Source organism: Actinorhabdospora filicis (genome assembly GCF_030269765.1).
GTDB lineage: Bacteria > Actinomycetota > Actinomycetes > Mycobacteriales > Micromonosporaceae > Actinorhabdospora > Actinorhabdospora filicis.
In genome coordinates this window covers 1,370,301-1,394,307 of record NZ_BSTX01000002.1, presented here as the reverse complement: position 1 = coordinate 1,394,307, position 24,007 = coordinate 1,370,301, and the positions used below count along the sequence as shown (strand labels likewise).

The following is a 24,007-nucleotide window of genomic DNA, read 5'->3' as shown; positions in this document are numbered from 1 at the left end:
GGTGTCATGCCGACAGTCCTGCTGCTGCGCCACGGACGGACCACCGCCAACACCGCCGGGATACTCGCCGGGCACATGCCCGGCGTCAACCTCGACGACACCGGGATGGCGCAGGTCGCCGACGCCGCCAAGCGGCTCGCGGGCCTGCCCCTCGCCGCGGCCGTGACCAGCCCCCTCGACCGCTGCCGCGAGACCATCGGCACCGCCCTGGGCGACCGGGACCTCACCGTGGAGATCGAACCCGCGCTCGCCGAGTACCGCTACGGCGACTGGGAGGGCCGCAAACTCAGCGAACTGGCCGCTGAGCCGCTGTGGCGGACCGTCCAGACGCACCCGTCGGCGGCCACGTTCCCGGGCGGCGACTCCGCCGCCGACACCGCCGCCCGCGCGGTCCGGGCGATCCGTGAACGCGACGCCCGCGTCCTCGCCGAGCACGGCCCGGACGCCCTGTGGCTCGCCTGCACCCACGGCGACATCGTCAAGGCCGTCGTCGCCGACGCCCTCGGGCTCCACTTCGACCTGTTCCAGCGCATCTCCGCCGGTACCGCCTCGATCACCGCCATCCGGTACACCCCCGAACGCCCGTACCTGCTGCGCCTCAACGACACCGGCAGCGATCTGTCCGATCTGGTCGCCGCCCGCCACAGCGTCGACGACCCCCAGCCGGAGGAGCCCGGCGGCACCGCCGGGATCGTCGGCGGCGGCCGGTGATCCACATACCCGCGACCGATAGGCTCTAACCCATGACGGGCCAGCTGTACGAATTCCTGCCGCCCGAGCGCTTCGTGGCCGGAACGGTGGGAGAACCCGGTGAGCGCACCTTCTTCCTCCAGGCGCGCGGCGGCGGCAGAGTCGTCAGCGTCGCGCTGGAGAAGGGCCAGGTGCGCCTGCTCGCCGACCGCATCGACGAGCTCCTCGGTGAGGCCGCGCGCCGCTTCGGCGCCGAGGTCGAGGGCAGCGCGCCCGTCGACCACGGCCCCCTCGACACCCCCATCGAGGAGGAGTTCCGGGTCGGGGCCATCGGCCTGGGCTGGGACGCCGAGAGCGAGCTCGTGGTCGTGGAGATGATCCAGGTCCCCGAGGACGAGGACGTCGAGCCCGACGACGAGAAGCTGGACCGGATGCGCGTCCAGATCGCGCCCGCCGTGGCCCGCGCCTTCGCCACGCGCGCCCGCAGCGTCGTGGCCGCCGGGCGTCCCCCGTGCCCGTGGTGCGGTGGGCCCATCGACGTGGCCGGGCACCTGTGCCCGCGCTCCAACGGATACCGGCGCCGCGAGGACGGGGACGACCCCGTTGTCTGACCCGGCGTCCTCCGAGGCCCTGCTGCTGGAGGGCGAGCTGGAGATCGAGGGGCGTCTCCTTGAGGCGTCCAACGCGACCCTGCGCGCCTTCGTCGAGCTCGACGGGCGCCGCGAGCGCTGCGTGTACAAGCCGATCGCCGGTGAGCGGCCCCTGTGGGACTTCCCCACGGGCACCCTCGCCGGGCGTGAGGTCGCCGCCTACCGGGTGGCGCGCGCGTTCGGGCTGGACCTGGTCCCGCCCACGGTGATGCGCGAGGGCCCGCACGGGCTCGGCGCGTGCCAGCTGTGGATGGACGAGGAGGACGAGCCGCTGGTCGCCTTCGTCCCCGCCGGTGAGGTCCCCGGCGGCTGGCACGAGGTCGCCGCCGCGCGCGACGAGGAGGGCAACCCCTACCGTCTCGCGCACGCCGCCGCCGCCGAGCTGGCGATGATGGCCGCCCTCGACGTGGTCCTGAACAACGCCGACCGCAAGGGCGCGCACATCCTGCGCACCCCCGGCGGCGTGTACGGCGTGGACCACGGCCTGTGCTTCCACCCCGAGCCGAAGCTGCGCACGGTCCTGTGGGGCTGGGCGGGGGAGCCGCTGCCCGCGGCGGTGGCCGCCGCGCTGGAGCTGTTCCTGGCCGCGCCCGCCGAGCCGTACGGGCAGTTCCTGACCGCCGAGGAGCTGGACGCCACGCGCGCCCGCGCCGAGAAGCTGCGCGCCGACGGCCGCTACCCCTCGCCGCCCGCCGACCGGCCCGCGCTGCCCTGGCCACCGGTGTAGATGATCTACGTCTCCGGGCCGACGCGAGCCTGATTCACTCCGGCTCTGGATAGTCTCGGGGAATGGAATCTTGGCAGTCACCTCGCCTACCCCGGGTACCCGGCACACCCGTACCGCTGGCGCTCTACGACACGGCGTCCGAGACGGTCAAGGTGTCGCTACCTGGTGAGACCGCGCGCATGTACGTCTGCGGCATCACCCCGTACGACGCCACACACCTGGGCCACGCGGCGACGATGCTGATCTTCGACCTGGTCAACCGGGTCTGGCGCGACAACGGCCACGACGTCGTGTACGCCCAGAACGTCACCGATGTGGACGAGCCGCTGCTGGAGCGCGCCGAGCGCGACGGCGAGGACTGGATCGTCCTGGCCATGCGCGAGACGGCCCTGTTCCGGGAGGACATGGAGGCCCTGCGCATCCTGCCGCCCGCGCATTACATCGGCGCGGTGGAGTCGATGCCGGAGATCACCGAGCTCATCGGCGGGCTGATCGAGGCGGGCGCGGGCTACACCGTCGAGGACGGCACCGGCGACGTCTACTTCCCGGTGACCGCCTCGGCGGAGTTCGGCTACGAGTCGAACTACGACCGGGCCACGATGCTGGAGTACTTCGCCGAGCGCGGCGGGGACCCGAAGCGCGAGGGCAAGCGCGACCCGCTCGACGCGCTGCTGTGGCGGGGCCGCCGCGAGGGCGAGCCGTACTGGCCGTCGGCGATGGGCGAGGGCCGTCCCGGCTGGCACATCGAGTGCGCCGCGATCGCGCTGACCTACCTGGGCGAGACCATCGACGTGCAGGGCGGGGGCAGCGACCTGATCTTCCCGCACCACGAGTTCTCCGCCGCGCACGCCGAGGTCGCCACGGGCAAGCGCCCGTTCGCCGGGCACTACGTCCACGGCGGCATGATCGGCTGGCAGGGCGCGAAGATGTCCAAGAGCAAGGGCAACCTGGTGTTCGTCTCGCGCCTGCGCGCCGACGGGCACGACCCGGCCGCGATCCGGCTGGGCCTGCTGTCGGGCCACTACCGCGAGGACCGGGAGTGGACTCCGGCGATCCTGGAGGCCGCCGAGGCGCGCCTGGCGACCTGGCGCGCGGCCGCCGCCCGCCCGTCGGGCCCCTCGGGTGAGGCGCTGGTGGCCGAGCTGCGCGCCCGCCTCGCCGACGACCTGGACGCCCCCGGCGCGCTGGCCGTCGTGGACGCCTGGGCCGCCGCCGAGGGCACCGACGCCTCCGCGCCGGACCTGGTCGCCGGAGCCGTCGACGCGCTCCTGGGCGTCGGGCTGCGGTAACACCCCTCTCCACGGACGGCGGGCACGTGTGCCCGCCGTCTTTTCGTGTGCGGCCGCTCACACCGGCGAGAATGGGGCTTGACTCTCCAGCCGCTGGAACCCGGAGCCTTTCACTCATGAGCGACACGCGCCCACTGACCATCGGTGAGCTGGCCCGCCGGGCCGGCGTCCCCGTGCGGACGGTGCGGTTCTGGTCCGACGAGGGGATCCTCCCGCCCGCCGCGAGGTCGGCGGGCGGGTACCGCCTCTACGGCGAGGACGCCGTGGCGCGGCTCGACCTGGTCCGCACGCTGCGGGACCTGGGCCTCGACCTGGCCCTGGTCCGGCGGGTGCTGGCCGCGCAGGACACCCTGCCGGAGGTCGCCGCCGCGCACGTGCGAGCGCTGGACGCCGAGATCCGCGTGCTGCGGACCCGGCGGGCGGTGCTGGCGTCGGTCGCTCGACGTGGCAACAGCGCCGAGGAGATGAGAGTGATGCACGAACTGGCGAAACTGACGGCCGGAGAGCGCCGCCGCATGATCGACGATTTCGTCACCGCGACCTTCGAGGGCGTCGACGGCGGGCACATCGCCGAGGGCATGCGAGGGCTGCCGGACCTGCCGGACGAACCCACGCCCGAGCAGGTCGACGCGTGGATCGAGCTCGGTGAGCTGATCGGCGACGAGGACTTCCGGATGCGCGCGCGGCAGATGGCCGTGGCGGGCGCGATGGGCGAGCGCGAGCCGCTCCCGGTGGACAACGAGAGGATCCTCGCCGAGGGCGGCGCGGCCCTGGCGGCGGGCGTCGACCCGGCCTCGCCGGAGGGACGCGCGGTCGCCGGCCGGATCCTGACCGCCGACCTCGACGACGCGGCCCGGGTGCGGGTCGCCGACGAGCTGGCGCTGTTCACCAGCGCCAAGGTCGAGCGGTACTGGGCGCTGCTGGGGATCCTGGCGGGCCGCCCGCCGTTCCCACCGCGCATCCCCGCCTTCGAGTGGGTCATCGCCGCTCTGCGCGGTTAGAAATCCGCGCGGTTAGGAGACGAAGCCGGGCCACGGGCACCCGCCCGTGGCCCGGTCGGTCTCAGGCCGCGTGCGCGGCCTTGCGGGGCGTCTTGCGGACGAAGGACTCGCGCGCGGCGGCGAAGCCGGAGCGGTCGTCGAAGATGTCCTGCGCCATCTCCGCCAGCTCGCGGGCGGCGTAGTAAGCGGGCGGGCGCGAGCCCTGCAGGAACCGCAGCTTCGCGTCGTAGGTCTGGCGCCAGTGTTCCGGCGAGGCGTACAGCGCGGCCTGGTCCATCAGCCACTCGTCGAAGGCGGCCGGATCACGCGGGCCGACGCCGTCCACCAGGCCCAGCCGCAGCGCGGTGGCGGCGTCCACCGGCTGCTTGTCGTCGAGCAGCTGACCGGCCAGCGTCACCCCGACCCGCCGGGGCAGCGTGTAGGTGTGCAGCTCCGAACCGAACAGGCCGATGTCGTAGAACGGGTTGAGGACGACGCCCTCGCGCGCCAGCGCGACATCGGCGGCCAGCCCCAGCATCGCCCCGCCGGCGCCCGCGCTGGCGGTGTAGGCGGCGATGGTGAGCTGACCGGTGTCGGAGACCAGCGCCGAACACACGTCGTTGATCGCGTTGATGTTGTCCCAGGCCTCCTGGGCGGGATCCTCGGCCGCCTCCACGCGGTTGAGGTCGATGCCGTTGGAGAAGAACTCGTCGGTCCCCTTGAACACCAGGACCGAGGTGTCCTGCTCCAGGGCGTGATCGAGGGCGCGCAGGACCCGGCGGCAGTGCGCGGTGCCCATCGCGCCGTTGTGCGCGCGCACGGTCAGCACGCCGACCGGACCGATCCGGCGGTAGCGGACCTCGCGCAGCGACTCCGGCGCGTCCAGCTCCGGGACGTCGAGGTCGCCCAGGACCCGCAGCGCCGACTGCTTCACGCCGTCACCGCCCTCGGCCCTCGGGTGCTTCAGGCGGCCCAGCCACAGCGCCCGCCCGTCACCGGTGGCCACCGCGACCGCCTCCTCGTACCGCCCCACGACCGTGCCGGGCCGCGCGGGACGCTCCAGGAGCTCGCCCACGTGGGCGTCGTAGGCGTGCACGACCATGCCGCGCAACTCCGTGCGCACACCCGGCGCCGAATCGGCGGCGGCCACCCGCACCGCGATCGACCCGGCGTCCCAGGACCAGTCGAACATCCGCTCGTCGCGCTTCAGCAAGGGACGCGTGCGCGCATGCGGGACGGGCCGGGGCGCGTCCTCCTGCGGCAGCGGCCGGAAGGTCGGGTCGGCGGCCTTGGCCACGACCTCGGCCACGCACTCCAGCGCCGCGTCGGCGACCGGCCCGTTGTACACGGCCGACTTCGCCACCCCGCGCGGCAGGGGGAACGTCCGCGTCGCCCAGATCGGACCCGCGTCCATCTCCTCCACCGCCTGGAGGGCCGTCACACCCCAGAGCGCCTCGCCCTCGGTGATCGCGTGGTCCAGCGAGGACGGACCGCGGTCGCCGACCGGCCCCGGGTGGACGATGATCGTCGGCCAGCCCGTCCACACCTTCTCCGGCACCCGGTGCTTGAGGAACGGGCACACGATCAGGTCGGGGGAGACGTCCTCCACGGTCTCCACGATCGCGTCCTCGCCCATGTCCGCCAGGGCGATGCCGACGTCGTGCCCGGAGGCGCACAGGGAGGTCCATACGCGTTGGCTGAGGCCGTTGAACGCCGAAACCAGCAACAGGATGCGCATGACTCGCCTTTCGGTCGAGGAGGGGGCGCCTCCGGTCCGAGGGGGTTGGACCCGGGCGAGCCTAGCGAGTGACCATGAAAGGGACCAGACCGGGTGTGTGCCGGAATTGTGGGCGGCACCGGCCGTTATCCGTCGCACTCATAGTGCGACGGGCCCGAACGGGTGATGGGTGCGAATGGGTATCAAACGTCACCGTAATGGGCGTGCCGGGCATGAAAAGGCCCGCGCGGGGCAGCGCGGGCCGATACGGAAAGGGGAGGTCACTCCGTGTGGTCGCCACCCTGGCGGCGACGCAGGTAGCGCTCGAAGTCGCGGGCGATCTCATCGCCGTCCGGCTGCGGGGACGGCTGGTCGTCCTGCCGCTCCAGCGACTCGATGTACTCGGCGATCTCGGCGTCGGACCCGGCCAGCTCCGCGATGGAGTTCTCCCACTCGGCGGTGTCCTCCACCAGCCCGCCCGTGGGCACCGGGATGTCCAGGATCTCCTCCAGCCGGCCCGCCAGGGCCAGCGTCGCCTTCGGGCACGGTGAGGCCGCCGCGTAATGCGGGATGTGCACCCACAGCGAGACCACGTTCAGCCCCGCGCGCCCGATCGCCTCCTGGAGGACCCCCACGATGCCGGTGGGGCCCTCGTACGCCGAAGGGGTGAGCTTCAGACGCTGAACCAGGCCCTCGTCGGCCGCCGTGCCCGAGACCGGCAGCGGGCGCTTGTACGCCACGTCCGACAGCAACGCGCCCAGCAGGATCACCTGATCGACCTCAAGGCTGTGACACAGCTCAAGGATCTCCTCGCAGAAGGAGCCCCAGCGCATGTTCGGCTCGATCCCGTGCAGCAGCACCACGTCCCGCGTCGCCCCGTCCGGCGAGCAGGCCGTGAAGTGGGTCGTCGGCCACTCGATGTGCCGGCCGCCGTCCTCGGTACGGGTCAGCGTGGGGCGATTGACCTGGAAGTCGTAGTACGGATCGGGATCCAGGTGGCCGATGCGGGTGGCGCCCCACTGCTCGGCGAGATGCTCGATCGTCTCCACCGACGCGCCCGTCGCGTCGTTCCAGCCCTCGAAGGCGGCGATCAGCACCGGTGACCGCAATGTGGGAAGACCGTCGAACTCTGTCACCCGGCAAGGGTACGCGGCCCCCCGCGCGGCTAACCTGGACGGGTGTCGAACATTCCGCTGCTCACCGCCATTAAAGAACGTGTCCTGATCGCCGACGGCGCCATGGGCACGATGCTCCAGGCGGTCGATCTGAGCGTCGAAGACGACTTCCAGGGGCATGAGGGTCTCAACGACATCCTCAACGTCTCCCGGCCAGACGTCGTCCAGTCCGTCCACGAGGCCTACCTCAAGGCGGGTTCGGACTGTATCGAGACCAACACCTTCAACACCAACCTCGGCGGACTCGGCGACTACGACATCCCGCACCGCACGTTCGAACTCGCCGAGGCGGGCGCGCGGCTGGCCAAGGAACTCGCCCACGGCTACTCCACCGCCGACCGGCCCCGCTACGTCCTGGGCTCCCTCGGGCCGGGCAACAAGCTGCCCACCCTCGGCCACGTCACCTACGGCGACCTCCGCGACAACTACCAGCAGGCCGCCGAAGGCCTGCTGACCGGCGGAGCCGACGCCATCCTCGTGGAGACCTGCTACGACCTGCTCCAGGCCAAGGCCGGGATCATCGGTGCCAAACGCGCCATGGCCGCGCGCGGGATCACCGTCCCGCTCATGTGCCACGTCACCGTGGAGACCACCGGCACGATGCTGGTCGGCAGCGAGATCGGCGCGGCCCTGACCGCGCTGGAGCCCCTCGGCATCGACTTCATCGGCCTCAACTGCGCCACCGGCCCCGCCGAGATGACCGAGCACCTGCGGCACCTCTCGCAGCGCGCCAAGGTGCGCCTGTCGGTCATGCCGAACGCCGGCCTGCCCGAACTGACCCCTGAGGGCGCCCGCTTCCCGCTCACGCCCGTGCAGCTCGCCGACGCACTGGAGCGCTTCGTCGGCGAGTACGGCGTCGGCCTGGTCGGCGGCTGCTGCGGCAGCACCCCCGAACACATCCGCCAGGTCAGCGAGCGCCTCGCCGGGACCGCCGCGCCCGTGCGGACGCCGGTGATCGAGCCGGGCACGTCCTCGTCCTACCACCACGTCCCGTTCCAGCAGGACGCCTCGATCCTCATGGTCGGCGAGCGCACCAACGCCAACGGCTCCAAGGCCTTCCGCGACGCCATGCTGGAGGCCGACTGGCAGAAGTGCGTCGGCATCGCCCGCGAGCAGGCCCGCTCCGGCGCGCACCTGCTGGACCTGTGCGTCGACTACGTCGGCCGCGACGGCTCGGCCGACATGCGCGAGCTGGCGTCCCGCTTCGCCACCGCGTCCACGCTGCCGATCATGCTCGACTCCACCGAGGTCCCCGTCATCGAGGCGGGCCTGGAGTCGCTCGGTGGACGCTGCGTCGTCAACTCGGTCAACTTCGAGGACGGCGACGGCCCCACCTCCCGCTACTCCCGGCTGATGCCGATCATCGCCGAGCACGGCGCGTCCGTGGTGGCGCTGCTCATCGACGAAGAGGGACAGGCGCGCACCAAGGACTGGAAGGTCCGCATCGCCCGCCGCCTCATCGACGACCTGACCGGCCGCTGGGGCCTGGACGTCGCCGACGTGTTCATCGACGCCCTCACGTTCCCCATCGCCACCGGGCAGGAGGAGACCCGCCGGGACGGCATCGAGACCATCGAGGCCATCCGCGAGATCGCCGCCCTCTACCCGGGCGTCAACTTCACCCTCGGCATCTCCAACGTGTCCTTCGGCCTCAACCCGGCCGCGCGGCAGGTCCTCAACTCGGTGTTCCTGCACGAGTGCGTGGAGGCCGGGCTGACCAGCGCCATCGTGCACTCCTCGAAGATCCTGCCGATGGCGCGCATCCCCGACGAGCAGCGCGAAGTCGCCCTCGACCTCGTCTACGACCGCCGCCGCGAGGGCTACGACCCCGTCCAGCGGTTCATCGAGCTCTTCGAGGGTGCCTCGGTGGCCGCCGCGCGCGCCACCCGCGCGCAGGAACTGGCCGGGCTGCCCCTCGACGAGCGCCTGGAACGCCGCATCATCGACGGCGAGCGGCAGGGCCTGGAGGCCGACCTCGACGAGGCCCTCCAGACCCGCGACGCGATCGCCATCATCAACGACACGCTCCTGTCGGGCATGAAGACCGTCGGCGACCTCTTCGGCTCCGGCCAGATGCAGCTGCCCTTCGTGCTCCAGTCCGCCGAGGTCATGAAGGCCGCGGTGGCACACCTGGAACCGCACATGGAGAAGGCCGACGGCGCCGGCAAGGGCACCATCGTGCTGGCCACCGTCAAGGGCGACGTCCACGACATCGGCAAGAACCTCGTCGACATCATCCTGTCCAACAACGGCTACACCGTGGTCAACCTCGGCATCAAGCAGCCCATCAACGCCATCATCGAGGCCGCCGAAGAGCACAAGGCCGACGCGATCGGCATGTCCGGGCTGCTGGTGAAGTCCACCGTCATCATGAAGGAGAACCTCGCCGAGCTCCTCCAGCGCGGCATGGCCACCCGCTGGCCCGTCCTGCTCGGCGGCGCCGCCCTCACCCGCGCCTTCGTCGAGGACGACCTGCGCGACATGTTCTCCGACGGCGAGGTCCACTACGCCCGCGACGCCTTCGAGGGACTGTCCCTCATGGACCGCGTCATGACCGCCCGCCGGGGCGGCGCGCCCGTCATCGACGCCGAGCGCCAGGCCGTCCTGGAGCAGCGCCGGGCCCGCCGCGAACGCCACAAGAGCGTCACCCTCGCCGACGGCCCCGGACTCGACGACACCTCCGTGCGCGCCGACATCCGCTACGGCGTCGACGTGCCCACCCCGCCCTTCTGGGGCACCCGGGTGGTCAAGGGCCTGGCGATGAACGACTACGCCGCCTTCCTCGACGAGCGCGCCACCTTCGTCGGCCAGTGGGGCCTCAAACCCGCACGCGGGGGAGAGGGCATGTCCTACGAGGAACTCGTCGAGACCGAAGGCCGCCCCCGCCTGCGCTACTGGCTCGACCGGCTCGCCGCCGACAAGGTCCTTGAAGCGGCCGTCGTCTACGGCTACCTGCCCTGCTACAGCGAGGGCAACACCCTCGTCGTGCTCGACGAGAACGCCGCCGCCGAACGGGCCCGCTTCACGTTCCCGCGCCAGCGGGTCGGCAAGCGCCTGTGCATCGCCGACTTCTTCCGCTCCGGCGAAGAGGCCCGCGAGAAGGGCTACGACGTCCTCGGGCTCCAGATGGTCACCATGGGCCTGCCGGTCAACGAGTACACCGCGAAACTGCTCGCGCAGAACTCCTACCGCGACTACTTCGAGGTCCACGGCGTCTCAGTGCAGCTCACCGAGGCGCTCGCCGAGTACTGGCACCACCGGATGCGCACCGAGCTGGTGCTGCCCGGCGGCGGCACGGTCGCCGACGCCGACCCGGCCGACCTGGACGGGATCCTCGGCACCGACTACCGCGGCTGCCGCTACTCCTTCGGCTACCCGGCCTGCCCGGAGCTGGAGTCGCGGGCGGACATGGTCCGGCTGCTGGACGCCGGGCGCATCGGGGTGGAACTGAGCGAGGGCTTCCAGCTGGTGCCCGAGCAGTCCACCGACGCGATCGTGGTGCACCACCCGGACGCGAGCTACTTCAACGCGAAGTGAGCGAAAGGGGCGGCCCGCGGGCCGCCCCTTCTCACATCGGCAGCGAGCGCAGCGCGAGCGCGCCCTCGGGCCACTCGGCGCCCTCGCGCAGGACCCTGCGCATGGTGCGGGCCGGCATGACGATCTCGCCCCCGGGCTGGTGGGCGGTCACCTCGCCCTCGACGAGGGTCCAGCCGAGCCGCTCGTAGACGGGGACGCGCGTCGGCAGGCAGAACAGCAGCGCCAGGTCCAGGCCCAGGACGTCGCGGGCGTGGTCCATGATGCCGCCCACCGCGACGCGGGCCAGGCCCCTGCCGCGCTCGGTGGGCGAGACGATGACGGTGCCCAGCCCGGCGATGTCGAGCTCGGCGCCGCCGGCGGTGACGGGGACGCGGGCGACACCGGCCGCGGCGACCAGGCGCCCGCCCGGCTCGCGGACGGCAAAGTAGACGTCCTTGGCCATCCAGGTCACGCCCAGGCGGCCGGTCTCGAAGGGGTCGACGGTGTGGCCGGTCAGCTCGGCGAAACGCTCCGGGCCGAGCTCGGGCAGGAGTTCGAGGGTGTATCCGGACATCGATCAAGGATGCCCCGGTGTGCGCGAGACCACGAGCGGACGCCGCCCTCGATCACCTACGGTTGGTGGCGTCCCCGCCGATCAGAGGAGCCCCTGCCGTGCCGATGCCCGCCGCCGTCCTGTTCGACATGGACGGGACCCTCACCGACAGCGAGAAGCTGTGGTCGATCGCCCTCGACGAGCTGGCCGCCACCCATGGCAAGACCCTGTCGGCGCACACGCGCGAAGCGATGGTCGGGACGAACATGCACGTCTCGATGGTGATGTTCCACGACGACCTGGGCCTGCCCCACGAGGGCATGGCCGCCAGCGTGGTGTGGCTGGAGACGCGCATGGCGGAGCTGCTGGCCGTGGGCGCGCCCTGGCAGCCGGGCGCGCGCGAGTTCCTGCTCGCGGTGCGCGCGGCGGGCCTGCCGACGGCGCTGGTGACGGCCACCGCCCGCGAGCTGACCGAGACGCTGCTGGACAACACCCTCGGGCGGGAGAACTTCGACGCGAGCGTGTGCGGGGAGGAGGCCGGCGCCTCCAAACCCGACCCGGCGCCCTACCTGCGCGCCGCCGGGCTGCTGGGCGTCGACCCCCGCGACTGCCTGGCGGTGGAGGACTCGCCCACCGGGCTCGCCTCGGCCCACGCGGCCGGCTGCCGCGTCCTGGCGGTGCCCAGTGAGGTGGCGCTGGTGGTGCCGGAGGGGGTGCACGTCATCGACTCGCTCATCGAGGCCGATCTGGACCTGGTGCGGGCCTTGATGGTTTGACCCGGAGCCGTTGCGGGTATGGACAAAGGACGGCCGATGAGAACCGTCCTTTGTGTACTCAAGACTACTCCCCGCTACGGGGAGACGACAATGGCCCACACCAGTTACAGAGGGTGTGGGCCATTGACTCGTCCGGGTGGGGCCTACTCGTAGGAGATGGCCTTGAGGACGTTGAGGCGGTTGGCCCGGTAGGCCGGGATCAGAGCGGCCAGGACACCGATCACGATCGCCGCGATGAGGTAACCGGCGATGGTCCCCCACGGAAGCGCCAGTTCGGTGACGAAGTCGTTCTTCAGGGCCCGCTGGCCCAGCACGCCCAGCCCGACGCCGACGCCGATGCCCAGCAGCGCGCCGAACAGCGAGATCACCACCGACTCCACGGTGACCATGCCGCTCACCTGCGACCGGCTGAAGCCGACCGCGCGGAGCATCCCGAGCTCACGGGTGCGTTCCAGCACCGACAGCGTCAGCGTGTTGATCACGCCGATGACCGCGATGAACATCGCCAGCAGCAGCAGGACCTGGATGACGGTCAGCATGATGTCGATGATGCTCTTCATCTGGTCGCCGATCGCCGAGACGTCGGCGACGGTGACGAGCGGGTTGTCGGCCAGCAGGTCGTTCAGCTTGTCGGTGACGGCCTTCTTGTCGGCTCCGTCGCCGAAGGCGATGAACGCCTGCACGGGGCTCTTGAGCGGGAAGTACTGCGCGTCGGCGGAGGACACGTAGATGGCGGGATCGTCGCTGTCACCGGAGGCGATGATGCCGCTGACCGTGAAGGTCCGTGGCGCCGGGTCGCCGCTGAAGGTGATGGTGGCCGAGCCCCCGAGCGACAGTCCGTACTCCTTGGCGACCGCCTGGTTGACCACGAGGTCGGTGCCGGAGCCGAGGGAACCGCTGCCCTCGTGCATCTTCTGCCCGAGCATGTAGGTCATCGCGGGCAGGTCGTCGGTGGCCTGCACGAAGACGTCCTTGCCATTGAGCTTGGCGGCGCCGTCGAACCACACACCGGCGACCTTGTCGACGCCCTGGACCTGCTTGGCCTCGCCGAGGATCTTCTCGTCGAAGGTCGGCGGGACCTGGCTGGGCGCGGTTCCGGCGATGAGCACGTCGGCCTTGAGCGAGGTCTCCAGGAACTTGTCGAAGCTCGCCTGCACCGAGGCCGCCAGGACGCCGATCGCGGTGATCAGGGTGACCCCGATCATCAGCGCCACCGCCGTGATGGAGGTGCGGCGCGGGTTGCGGCCGGAGTTGAGGCGGCCCAGCTTGCCGGGGATCGACCACGACATCAGCCGCCCGATGAGCGACACGAACGGCCGCGCGATCAGCGGCGTCGCCAGGATCGCCCCGATGAACAGCAGGCCGATGCCCGTGGCGAAGACGCCGAGGGTGGCCTCCTTGATGCTGAGCTGCCAGATCACCAGCGCCGCGCCCGGGACCAGGAACAGCCCACCGGCGACCGCGAAGGGCCAGACCGGCCGGATCGCGTTCGCGGCGTCGCGCAGCGCGGCGATCGGGGGAATCCGGGAGGCCCGGATCGCGGGGAACAGCGCGGCCAGGATCGTGACGCCGATGCCGATCACCAGCGAGGCGATGACCGCCCCGACCGGCACCGACAGCTCCGCCGTCAGCTGACCGCCGAACAGGTTCCCCAGCACGGCCGTGCCGCCCCATCCGGCCAGGATGCCCAGGCCGAGCCCGAAGACACCGGCGATGACACCGATGAAGAGGGCCTCCAGGAGCACCGAACCCAGCACCTGCCCACGTGCCGCGCCCATCGCCCGGAACAGCGCCAGCTCACGCGTCCGCTGCGCCACGATGATGGAGAACGTGTTGATGATCAGGAAGATGCTGACCAGGACCGCGATCGAACCGAAGGCGATCAGGACGTAGTTGAAGGCGTCGAGGACCGTGCCGAACTGGTCGCTCACCGACTTGGCGAGCTCCTCACCGGTCTGGACCTTGTAGTCGCCGCCGAGGGCCGCCTTGACGTTGTCGCGCAGCTGCTCGTCGGTCGTGCCCGGCGCGGCCTTGACGTCGATGGACGTGAAGACGCCGGTCTTGTCCAGCACCAGCCGCTGCGCCACCGGAGTGGTGAAGTACATCGTCTTCTCGCCGCCGAGGGTGTCGCGGCCACCGGTGAAGCCGAAGACGCCCGAGACGGTGAAGGTCTGCTTGCCGGAGCTGTCCAGCAGGGAGATGACGGTGAACTTGTCGCCGACCTTGAGCCCGTTGGCCTCGGCGAGGTTCGCCGAGAGCGCCACCTGGTCGTCGGAGACCGGGCCGGAGCCCTCCCGCATCTCGATCGGGTCATCGGCGCCGACCCAGTTGGCGGCGATGGTCGGCGCCCCGAAACCGGGCGCGACCTTGCCGTTCTTGTCGACCACCTGGACCACGCCGGCGCCGTCGGTGACCAGGCCCTTGGGGGTCCCCTCGACGCCCTTGACGCCGGCGAGCTGCGCGAGCACGCTCTCCGGGATCGCCTCCGGCTGCTGAGTGGTCTCGTTGGTCTTGGCGGAGGTCACCTGCACGTCGACGCTCTCGAACGCCGTGGTGAACATCGACTCGATCGAAGCCCCGAACGACGAACGCAGGACCAGCGAACCGGCGATGAACATCACGCCCAGGATGATCGCGATGGCCGACAGGAACAGCCGGGCCTTCCGCGACATCAGGCTCTTGAAAGTTGCCCGCAGCATGGCTAGGCGCCCTCCGCCCGCTGCGCCTGCTTCGCCGCCACGATCTCCTCAAGGCGCTTCAGCTCGTCCAGGACCTGCTCGGCCGTGGGGTCCATCAGCTCGTCGACGACCTGGCCGTCGGCGAGGAACAGGACGCGGTCGGCGTAGGACGCCGCGTTCGCGTCGTGGGTGACCATCACGATGGTCTGCCCGAAACGGTCCACCGACTCGCGCAGGAAGTTCAGGACCTCGGCGCCCGAGCGCGAGTCCAGGTTTCCGGTCGGCTCGTCGGCGAAGATGACCTCCGGGCGCGACACCAGCGCGCGGGCACACGCCACACGCTGCTGCTGACCGCCGGAGAGTTCGGTGGGCTTGTGCGTCAGCCGGTCCCGCAGGCCGACGGTGTCGATGACCTGGTCGAACCAGGCCCGGTCCGGCTTGCGGCCGGCGATGGACAGCGGCAGGGTGATGTTCTCCTCCGCCGTCAGTGTGGGCAGCAGGTTGAACTGCTGGAAGATGAAGCCGATGTTGTCCCGCCGCATCTGCGTCAGCTGGCGGTCCGACATCCCGGTGACCCGCAGGTCCCCGATGAAGACCTCACCGCGGTCGACGGTGTCCAGACCGGCCATGCAGTGCATGAGCGTCGACTTGCCCGAACCCGACGGCCCCATGATCGCGGTGAACCGGCCACGGGCCATGTCCACGCTCACGTCGCGCAGGGCGACGACCTGGGCCTCACCGGTGCCGTAAACCTTCCAAACACCCGCGGCGCGCGCCGCGATACCCGCGTCGGCCATGGTCGTTGAAGCCACGTTACCCATCCCTCCCCGAGAGGTTGAGCGTCCCTGTGACGCCCCCTGGTGACAGCGATGCTGTTGTCAACCAAGCTAAGGCGGCCACGGGCCCGAACCGTCCTGCGCGGGAACGGTCTTTCGCTACGCCCCTCGGCGTAGGAGTCCCCCCACCCGGGATCAGGGGAACCCTGAGAACCCGCCCTCGGGACGATCGCCGCCTCCTCCCTGGGAAGGAGGAACCTGTGAACCCTCTCAACTCGGAGGCCTACACCCACCGAGCTCAGAGCGACACGGCCTCAGCGACGGGGTTTGACCAGGCCCGACTCGTAGGCCAGGACCACCGCCTGCACGCGGTCGCGCAGCCCGAGCTTGGTCAGCACGTGCCCGACATGAGTCTTCACCGTCGTCTCACTGACCGTCAGCTCTTTGGCGATTTCGGAATTCGACAGGCCGCGCGCCACATGCACCAGCACCTCCCGCTCCCGGTCGGTCAGCGAGTCCAGCGCCAGCGGCGGGCGCTCACCCGGATCCGGCAGCCGGTCGGCGAACCGCTCCAGCAGCCGCCGCAGGATCCGCGGCGCCACCACCGCCTCACCCCGCGCCACCGTCCGGATCGCGGTGATCAGCTCATCGGCGGGCACGTCCTTCGACAGGAACCCGCCCGCCCCCGCCCGCAGCGCGCCCACGACGTACTCGTCCAGATCGAAGGTCGTCAGGATCAGGATGTGCACCGGCAGCGACGCGTCCACGATCGTCTTCGTGGCCGCCACACCGTCCATGCGCGGCATCCGGATGTCCATCAGGACCACGTCCGGCAACAACCGCCGCGCCAGGTCCACCGCCTCCTGACCGTCACCGGCCTCACCGACGATGTCGATGTCGGGCTCGGCCCCCAGCACCATCCGGAACCCCGTGCGCAGCAGCGGCTGGTCATCGGCGAGTAGGACCCGGATCGGGCGATCGGCGGTATCGGTCACGAGATGCTCCCGTCAGATGGGCTGTCGACCGGGATTTTCGCGTACACCCGGAAACCCCCGCCCGGCCGGGGGCCCGTTCTGAGCGTGCCCCCGTACAGGGAGATCCGTTCGCGCATGCCCACCAGACCGTGCCCGACGCGCTCCCCGGGCACCGGCGGCGTCAGGCGCGGGCCGCGCCCGTCGTCGAAGACCTCCACCTGGAGCTCCTCCTCGCCGAACTTGATGCGCACCTCGGCCTTGGCACGGCCACCGTGCTTGAGGGTGTTGGTCAGCGCCTCCTGGACGATCCGGTACACCGACAGCGCGACACCCGGGTCCAGCTCCCGCTCGGGCCCCTCGATCAGCAGCCGCACCGGCAGCCCCGCCTCACGGACCTGGTCCACCAGGCTCTGCACACCCGACAGGCCCGGCTGCGGGGTCAGCTCGGCGGCGTCCTCGTCGGAGGTCCGCAGGACGTCGAGGAGCCGGCGCATCTCGCGCAGCGCGGTGCGCCCGGTGTCCTCGATCGTCGACAGCGCCTCGTCGGCGCGGCGCGGATCGTTGGCCAGCACCCGCCGCGCGCCGGTGGCCATGACCCCCATGACCGACACGTGGTGGGCGACGACGTCGTGCAGCTCGCGGGCGATGCGCCGCCGCTCGTCCGACACCGCCTGCGCGGCCAGCGCCTGCTGGTTCTCCTCGGCGACCTGCGCGCGCGTCCGCAACGCCTCGACCAGCGCCCGCCGGTTGTGCACCAGCCGCCCCGAGAACACCGCCGTCAAGGCGAGCACGTACGTCGTCACGTAGGTCGCGGTCGTACTGCCCTGCCCCATGATGTCGGCGGGGAAGAAGTACGTGGCCAGCGTCCCCGAGCCGAGCAGGAGACCGATGGAGATGAGCGCGGTACGCCACCCGTGGTCGGCGCACGCGGTGTAGATCAGGATGTACAGGGAGAAGCTGGACGTACCCCACCAGGCGTCGTGCACCACGAGCGGCAGCACGTAGCTGGCCACCTGGAGCGCCACGGCGACCTTGAACCAGCGCCTGCGCAGCACGATCGCCAGCGAGCCCGGCAGCATCCACGGCAACGCCGTCCACAGCAGGCCCCGGAACCGCTCATCGCCCGAATTGGCCATGAGCAGGAACCCGAGCGTGCTGAAGAACAGCCAGAACAGCGCGACGAAGAAGTCGAAGACCATCGGCCGGGCACGCAGCCACCGATGCACACGACCGTCCCGGCCCCACCACCCCGGTGCGGCCTCCCGCTGTTCACTCACATCCTGGACGGTAATCGGTCTCACCCGGCGTCGACTCCTTACCGGGACCGATTTGCCGGTCATCCGCGAGGAGGAGTGACCACCCCGTCACGACCAGGGGCACCCGGGTACGGGGGAGGAGTACCACCGAACTCGGGGCACTTGTCCTGATGCGGGCACCACGAGCACAACCGACCCGGCTTCGGCGCGAACTCACCCGTCTCCAGGGCCTGCTCGATGGCCGACCACAGCGCCTTCAGCGCCCGCTCGAAACGCTCCAGCTCCTCGGCGTCGGGAGAGTGGTCCAGCACCACCTTGTCCCTCAGATAGAGCAACCGCAGCATCCGGGGAACCACCCCACGCGTGCGCCACAGCACCAGCGCGTAGAACCGCAACTGGAACAGCGCCTTGTTCTCGAAGGCCTCCGCCGGGGCCTTCCCCGTCTTGTAGTCGACGACCCGCACGTCACCCGCCGGCGACACGTCCAGCCGGTCGACATAACCCCGCAGCACCAGCCCGTCGTCCAGCGTCGCCTCGACCAGCGTCTCCCGCTCGGCCGGCTCCAGCCGCGTCGGATCCTCCACCGAGAAGTAGCCCTCGACCAGATCACGCACCGACGCCAGCCACGGCTCCAGCCGCGGATCCTCCGCCGCGAAGATCCCCGCGATCGCCGTGTCCTCGACGAGCAGCCGCGCCCACTCCGGCTCCACCAGCGACACCGCCCGCGCCGAAGTCCGCTCCACCGCCGGAACGTCGTACAACCGCTCCAGCACCGCGTGCACCAGCGTGCCCCGCGCCATCTCCGGCGTCGGCTCCTCCGGCAACCGGTCGATACTGCGGAACCGGTACAGCAGCGGGCAGTTCTTGAAGTCGGCCGCCCGCGACGGGGACAGCGACATCGGCACGACCGGCAGCGGGGAACCCATGCCGCCCATCGTAGGGATCACCCCCGACAGCCGCATCCGGCGACCCGTAGCATCGACGTGATGGACGATCGGGCACCCCGGCAGGACGGTCGGAAACGCGGCGGCGCACGGCGCCCCGGCACACCGCGACGCCGCGGCGTGCGCCTCGGCCGCGTCCTCGGCATCCCCGTCTACCTCAGCGCGTCCTGGCTCATCCTCGCCGTGCTCATCGTCATCGTCTACTCCGACACCGTCCGCGCCAGCCTCCCCGCCCTGCCCGAAGGCCTCGTCTACGTCGTCGCCTTCAGCTTCGTGGTCACCCTCTGCCTCTCGGTGTTCCTCCACGAACTCGGCCACGCCCTCACCAGCCGCCACTACGGCATCGGCGTACGCGGCATCACCCTGGAGATGCTCGGCGGCTACACCGAGATGGAGGAAGAGGCGCCACGCCCGGGCGTGGAGGCCAAGGTCGCGCTCGCCGGACCGGCCGTCTCGCTCGTGCTCGGCGGCATCGGCGTGGCCCTGGTGATCATGCTCCCGGGCGGGAACCTGGGCCACGAGCTGGCCTTCCAGTTCGCCGTGTCCAACATCATCGTGGCGGTCTTCAACGCGCTCCCCGGGCTCCCGCTGGACGGCGGCCGCGCGCTGCGCGCGCTGGTCTGGAGCGTCCGCGGCGACAAGCACGTCGCCACCCGCGTCGCCGGGTACACCGGCCGCATCGTGGCGGCGCTGACGCTGCTGGCCGGGGTGTGGCTGTTCTACGCCAGCGGCGCCAGCAGCATCGTCAGCCTGCTGTTCACCGGCATGGTCGCGATGGTGCTGTGGGCGGGCGCGGGCCAGGCCATCCGGGTCGGCGAGGTCGGCGGGCGCATCCACCTGCTGACCGTGGCCGACCTGATCCGGCCCGTCACGTCCGTCCCGACCGGCACGCCCCTCTCGGAGGCCCTCAGGCGCGCCGAGGAGACCGCCGCGATGGGCGTCCTCGTGGTGGACTCCTCCGACCGGCCGGTGGCCCTCATGCACGGCCACGCCGCCCGCCAGGTGCCCCTCGACCGGCGCCCCTGGGTCACCGTCGACGCCGTCTCCCGCGATCTCGAACCCGGCGCCGCCCTCGGTCCCGAGATGCGCGGCGAGCAGATCATCAACGCGATCCGCGCACGCCCGTCCACCGAGTACGTGGTGATGAGCGAGGGTGAGGTGCGCGGCGTCGTGGTGGCCGCGGATATAGCCAGGGTCCTGGACCCGCGTACGATACGCCGTCCGTACCCGACCAGTGACAATGGAGCACCATCCTGATGGAGCAGCGCAGGGGACCGTTCCGCGAGGGCGACCGCGTCCAGCTCACCGATACCAAGGGCCGCATGGCCACGATCACGCTGGAGAGCGGCAAGGAGTACCACACGCATCGTGGCGCCATCGCCCACGATGACCTGATCGGCAAGCCCGAGGGCTGCGTCGTCCGCACCGTGGGGATGACCGAGTACCTCGCGCTGCGTCCGCTCCTGTCGGACTTCGTGCTGTCCATGCCCCGCGGTGCCCAGGTGATCTATCCCAAGGACGCGGCGATGATCGTCGGCGTCGGTGACATCTTCCCCGGCGCGAAGGTCCTGGAGGCCGGCGCCGGATCGGGCGCCCTCTCGTGCTCGCTGCTGCGCGCGATCGGGGAGGAGGGGCACCTCTACTCCTACGAGATCCGCCCCGACTTCGCCGAGATCGCCCGCAAGAACGTCGAGTCGTTCATGGGCGGCCCGCGCAAGAACTGGACGCTCACCACCGGCGACCTGGCCGACGCCGACGTCCCCGCGGGGGAGATCGACCGGATCGTGCTGGACATGCTGGCGCCCTGGGAGCACCTCGACCTCGTGGAGAAGGCCCTCATCCCCGGTGGCGTGTTCATCGGCTACGTGGCCACCACCACCCAGATGTCGGATCTCGTGGAGGCGATGCGCGCCAAGGGCGGCTTCACCGAGCCCCGCGCCTTCGAGTCGCTGGTCCGCGACTGGCACCTGGAGGGCCTGGCCGTGCGCCCCGACCACCGGATGATCGCGCACACCGCGTTCCTGGTGGTGGCGCGCAAGCTCGCGCCGGGGACGGTGGCGCCGATGCGCAAGCGCAAGCCGAGCAAGGGGCAGGAGGCGTACCAGGAGCGCCGGGGCGGCGCGCCGGGGACGCGGGGGGCGGCGGAGAGGGTTGCGGCTGTCGCCGAGGCGGGTTCCGAGGTCGTTTCCGTGCCCGAGGTCGAGGCTGCGCCTGAGGCCGAGGCCGTGCCTTCGGCCGAGGTGACGGCGGAGGCTTAGGCCGGTCGGGGTTCGGCCTGTTCCCGGGCTTGATGGCTCGGGTTTACGGCCGTAGTGCTGGGGCTTGCGTCTGGGCTGCCGCGCATCCGGGTCGCGGGGCGACCCGGATGCTTGCCACTGAAGTGCTTTGTACCCGGCGTGTGCGGACCACGGGCCGAGCCCCCGCCTTCGTGTTTGAAGCCGGGTCTTAAGAGCGCAAGCCGCACACATCGCCGGGGCAACGGTGAAAGAGCGATTTCTCCATCTTTTCGGTCGTCGAACTAAAGCCCGTAGGGGGCACAGCCGGCCCCACCCAACCTGGCCGAACTCACGGCCGGTGGGGTTGCGGCCTTCTTGGCTTCAAACGCCGGGTACGGGGAATCGAGGGCAAGTGTTCCGGCCGGCCACGGCCGGAACACGCGGCAGCACCATCACTCGGGTGGCCACGACGGCGGGTGAGGTTTGTCCGGAAGCCCGTGTGATCGGCTTCCATCGCGGACAGCCTGTGCCGGGCCCCGCTGCGGCCGGTCTGATCTCCGCGTTGGCCCCACTGTGGCCGGTCGGTCAGCCCGGTCCGACCGTGTCCGGTGGCCGTCACGCTTCGTGCTGGAGCATGTCCAACCCGCCCGAAACCGGGCACGACACGCCCGGCCGACTCTTCATCACAAAAACGGCCCGACCAAAAACGGCCGGGCATGTCGTCTTTCCGCCGCGAGCGCCAACTCGGGGGTGTCAAGTTCACGACTGAAGATCGCCGGGAGGGGTGGATCCCGGTGGTTTTCAGTGTCGTCCGGGGCTACTCCGGGACGGGTCCGGCGACCACGGAGTCGTCGGCGGAGCGGCGTACGTGGATGCAGTCGCCGGGGCAGTCCTTGGCCGCGTCGATGACGTCGAGGCGGTACTCCCGGGGCACGTCGACGCGGGCGCCCTTGTCGGTGAGGAGCTCCCCATCAGGGCCTTTGACGTACGCGAGCCCGTCGATGTCGAACTCGAAGACGTCGGGGGCGTACTGGGCGCAGAGCCCGTCCCCGGTGCACAGGTCCTGATCGATGAACACGGTCAGGGCGTCGTTGTCGGTAGCCACGGGGCAAGACTAACCCCGCGCGGGGCGGGTGTCGGCGGTCGGTGGGAGAGACTCCCACCGCAATCGAGCCCTTACCCACAGGCGTGTCGCGATCTATGCTCGGAGCCTTGTAACGGTTAGGGTTGAACGTACGACCTTCAGCCCCCGGGAGGTGGGGACGTGGCACGTAGCGATGACGCAGAGGCCCGCGCCGCGCGATGGGAACGAGAGACCCGTGATCTCTCCAGCCAGGTTGCGTACCTGCAGGAGGAGCTGGCTCTCGCCCGGCGCAAGATGACCGAAACGCCGCGGCACGTGCGGCTGCTCGAAGACCGTTTGGCGGCGGCGCAGGCGCAGATCCAGAGAATGTCGGAGCAGAACGAGAGGCTCGTCTCCACGCTCAAGGAGGCGCGCGACCAGATCGTGACGCTCAAGGAGGAGATCGATCGGCTCGCCCAGCCGCCCAGCGGCTACGGCGTGTTCCTCGGCGCGCACGAGGACGGGGCGGTGGACGTGTTCACCGGCGGCCGGAAGATGCGCGTGGCATTGTCGCCGTCCATCGATCCCGAGGACCTGCGGCTCGGCCAGGAGGTCCTGCTCAATGACGCCATGAACGTGGTCGCCGCCTACGGGTTCGAGCGCACCGGCGACGTGGTGACGTTGAAGGAGGTCCTCAGCGACGAGGAGGGCACGCCACGGCGGGCCCTGGTCGTCTCGCACGCCGATGAGGAGCGCATCGTCCACCTCGCCGACAGCCTGATCGGGGAACCGATCCGGGCCGGTGACGCGCTCATGGTGGAACCGCGGTCGGCTTACGCCTACGAGCGGATCCCCAAGAGCGAGGTCGAGGAGCTGGTGCTGGAGGAGGTGCCCGACGTCAACTACAGCGACATCGGCGGCCTCGCCCGGCAGATCGAGCAGATCCGCGACGCGGTGGAGTTGCCGTTCCTGCACGCCGAGCTGTTCCGTGAGCACCAGCTGCGCCCGCCGAAGGGCGTCCTGCTGTACGGCCCGCCCGGTTGCGGCAAGACGCTGATCGCCAAGGCGGTCGCCAACTCCCTCGCCAAGCAGCTGGCGGGCGAGAAGGACGGCGGCGAGCGCGCCAAGAGCTACTTCCTGAACATCAAGGGCCCGGAGCTGCTGAACAAGTACGTGGGTGAGACCGAGCGGCACATCCGCCTGATCTTCCAGCGTGCTCGTGAGAAGGCCGGCGAGGGCCAGCCGGTGATCGTGTTCTTCGATGAGATGGACTCGGTCTTCCGCACCCGCGGTTCGGGTGTGTCCTCCGATGTGGAGAACACCATCGTTCCGCAGCTGCTGTCGGAGATCGACGGCGTGGAGGGGCTGGAGAACGTCATCGTCATCGGCGCCTCCAACCGCGAGGACATGATCGACCCGGCGATCCTGCGGCCCGGCCGTCTGGACGTCAAGATCAAGATCGAGCGGCCGGACGCCGAGTCCGCCCGCGACATCTTCTCCAAGTACATCCTGACCGACCTGCCGTTGCACCCCGACGACCTGGCCGAGCACGGTGGCTCGCGTGAGGCCTGCGTGGAGGCGATGATTCAGGCGGCGGTGGAGCGGATGTACACCGAGACCGACGAGAACCGTTTCCTTGAGGTCACCTACGCCGACGGTGACAAGGAGGTCCTGTACTTCAAGGACTTCAACTCGGGCGCGATGATCCAGAACATCGTGGACCGGGCCAAGAAGATGGCGATCAAGGAGTTCCTGACCACCGAGCGCAAGGGCCTGCGGCTCCACCACCTCCTCGACGCGTGCGTCGACGAGTTCCGGGAGAACGAGGACCTGCCGAACACGACGAACCCCGACGACTGGGCCCGCATCTCCGGCAAGAAGGGCGAGCGGATCGTCTACATCCGCACCCTGGTGTCCGGGAAGGGCAGCGAGGCGGGGCGGTCGATCGACACCGTCAGCAACACCGGCCAGTACCTGTAGGTCATCGACGATGGGGACGGGACGCCTTCGGGCGTCCCGTTCTTCGT

The 24,007-nt window shown here is 70.6% G+C and carries 19 protein-coding genes; 10 read left to right on the top strand and 9 right to left on the bottom strand.

Translation table 11 applies throughout. The features are described from left to right. Nucleotides 1-6 precede the first annotated feature (6 nt). The 5 genes from QSK10_RS19320 (at nt 7) to QSK10_RS19300 (ending at nt 4,357) form a co-directional block, all read left to right on the top strand. On the top strand, nt 7-711 hold the full coding sequence (locus tag QSK10_RS19320; RefSeq protein WP_285664252.1) for a histidine phosphatase family protein: 705 nt from the start codon (nt 7-9) through the stop codon (nt 709-711). 32 nt (nt 712-743) lie between these two features. Beyond that, a complete protein-coding gene (locus QSK10_RS19315; protein WP_285664251.1) occupies nt 744-1,301 on the top strand; it encodes a DUF3090 domain-containing protein in 558 nt (185 codons plus the stop codon). After that, complete coding sequence (locus QSK10_RS19310) at nt 1,294-2,067, top strand: SCO1664 family protein (RefSeq protein ID WP_285664250.1); 774 nt, start codon at nt 1,294-1,296, stop codon at nt 2,065-2,067. The genes QSK10_RS19315 and QSK10_RS19310 overlap by 8 nt, the downstream gene beginning before the upstream one ends. A gap of 62 nt (nt 2,068-2,129) precedes the next feature. Next, on the top strand, nt 2,130-3,356 hold the full coding sequence (gene mshC, locus QSK10_RS19305) for a cysteine--1-D-myo-inosityl 2-amino-2-deoxy-alpha-D-glucopyranoside ligase (protein WP_285664248.1): 1,227 nt from the start codon (nt 2,130-2,132) through the stop codon (nt 3,354-3,356). Between the two features lie 116 nt (nt 3,357-3,472). Continuing rightward, entirely contained in the window at nt 3,473-4,357 is an 885-nt protein-coding gene (locus QSK10_RS19300; RefSeq protein WP_285664247.1) for a MerR family transcriptional regulator, read from the top strand. A gap of 61 nt (nt 4,358-4,418) precedes the next feature. Here the strand turns inward: QSK10_RS19300 and QSK10_RS19295 are convergent, their stop codons facing one another. Continuing rightward, nucleotides 4,419-6,074 carry an enoyl-CoA hydratase-related protein gene (locus QSK10_RS19295; protein ID WP_285664246.1) on the bottom strand — a complete coding sequence of 552 codons (1,656 nt, stop codon included), beginning with the start codon at nt 6,072-6,074 and terminating at the stop codon, nt 4,419-4,421. A 260-nt stretch (nt 6,075-6,334) separates the two neighbouring features. Then, nucleotides 6,335-7,189, bottom strand: coding sequence for a PAC2 family protein (locus QSK10_RS19290; RefSeq protein ID WP_285664244.1), 855 nt, complete (start codon nt 7,187-7,189; stop codon nt 6,335-6,337). A 51-nt stretch (nt 7,190-7,240) separates the two neighbouring features. On the opposite strand from QSK10_RS19290, the gene metH reads away from it, so the two are divergent. Next, a complete protein-coding gene (metH, locus tag QSK10_RS19285; protein ID WP_432705345.1) occupies nt 7,241-10,765 on the top strand; it encodes a methionine synthase in 3,525 nt (1,174 codons plus the stop codon). A gap of 31 nt (nt 10,766-10,796) precedes the next feature. Here the strand turns inward: metH and QSK10_RS19280 are convergent, their stop codons facing one another. Next, nucleotides 10,797-11,318 (bottom strand): GNAT family N-acetyltransferase, encoded by a 522-nt coding sequence (locus QSK10_RS19280; RefSeq protein ID WP_285664243.1) that lies wholly within the window; start codon nt 11,316-11,318, stop codon nt 10,797-10,799. 104 nt (nt 11,319-11,422) lie between these two features. On the opposite strand from QSK10_RS19280, the gene QSK10_RS19275 reads away from it, so the two are divergent. Further along, a complete protein-coding gene (locus QSK10_RS19275) occupies nt 11,423-12,073 on the top strand; it encodes an HAD family hydrolase (RefSeq protein ID WP_285664483.1) in 651 nt (216 codons plus the stop codon). Nucleotides 12,074-12,216: 143 nt separating this feature from the next. Here the strand turns inward: QSK10_RS19275 and QSK10_RS19270 are convergent, their stop codons facing one another. The 5 genes from QSK10_RS19270 to QSK10_RS19250 all read right to left on the bottom strand — a co-directional run bounded on the left by QSK10_RS19270 (nt 12,217) and on the right by QSK10_RS19250 (nt 18,683). Then, nucleotides 12,217-14,772, bottom strand: coding sequence for an ABC transporter permease (locus QSK10_RS19270; protein WP_285664242.1), 2,556 nt, complete (start codon nt 14,770-14,772; stop codon nt 12,217-12,219). Between the two features lie 2 nt (nt 14,773-14,774). Continuing rightward, on the bottom strand, nt 14,775-15,572 hold the full coding sequence (locus QSK10_RS19265) for an ABC transporter ATP-binding protein (RefSeq protein ID WP_285664241.1): 798 nt from the start codon (nt 15,570-15,572) through the stop codon (nt 14,775-14,777). A gap of 269 nt (nt 15,573-15,841) precedes the next feature. Beyond that, nucleotides 15,842-16,522 (bottom strand): response regulator, encoded by a 681-nt coding sequence (locus tag QSK10_RS19260; protein WP_285664240.1) that lies wholly within the window; start codon nt 16,520-16,522, stop codon nt 15,842-15,844. Next, nucleotides 16,519-17,727, bottom strand: coding sequence for a sensor histidine kinase (locus QSK10_RS19255; RefSeq protein WP_285664239.1), 1,209 nt, complete (start codon nt 17,725-17,727; stop codon nt 16,519-16,521). Before QSK10_RS19255 ends, QSK10_RS19260 begins: the two co-directional genes overlap by 4 nt. A gap of 110 nt (nt 17,728-17,837) precedes the next feature. Beyond that, nucleotides 17,838-18,683, bottom strand: coding sequence for a RecB family exonuclease (locus QSK10_RS19250; protein ID WP_285664238.1), 846 nt, complete (start codon nt 18,681-18,683; stop codon nt 17,838-17,840). Nucleotides 18,684-18,743: 60 nt separating this feature from the next. Between QSK10_RS19250 and QSK10_RS19245 the strand changes: the two genes are divergently transcribed. Together QSK10_RS19245 and QSK10_RS19240 are read left to right on the top strand one after the other, a co-directional pair. Continuing rightward, on the top strand, nt 18,744-19,958 hold the full coding sequence (locus QSK10_RS19245; RefSeq protein ID WP_285664237.1) for a site-2 protease family protein: 1,215 nt from the start codon (nt 18,744-18,746) through the stop codon (nt 19,956-19,958). Further along, nucleotides 19,958-20,959 (top strand): tRNA (adenine-N1)-methyltransferase, encoded by a 1,002-nt coding sequence (locus QSK10_RS19240; protein ID WP_285664236.1) that lies wholly within the window; start codon nt 19,958-19,960, stop codon nt 20,957-20,959. Before QSK10_RS19245 ends, QSK10_RS19240 begins: the two co-directional genes overlap by 1 nt. Nucleotides 20,960-21,734: 775 nt before the next feature. Here the strand turns inward: QSK10_RS19240 and QSK10_RS19235 are convergent. Then, nucleotides 21,735-22,022, bottom strand: coding sequence for a ferredoxin (locus QSK10_RS19235; protein WP_285664235.1), 288 nt, complete (start codon nt 22,020-22,022; stop codon nt 21,735-21,737). Nucleotides 22,023-22,181: 159 nt separating this feature from the next. Here QSK10_RS19235 and arc point away from each other — a divergent pair, with 159 nt between their 5' ends. Then, entirely contained in the window at nt 22,182-23,960 is a 1,779-nt protein-coding gene (gene arc / locus QSK10_RS19230) for a proteasome ATPase (protein WP_285664234.1), read from the top strand. The last annotated feature ends 47 nt before the right edge of the window (nt 23,961-24,007 follow it).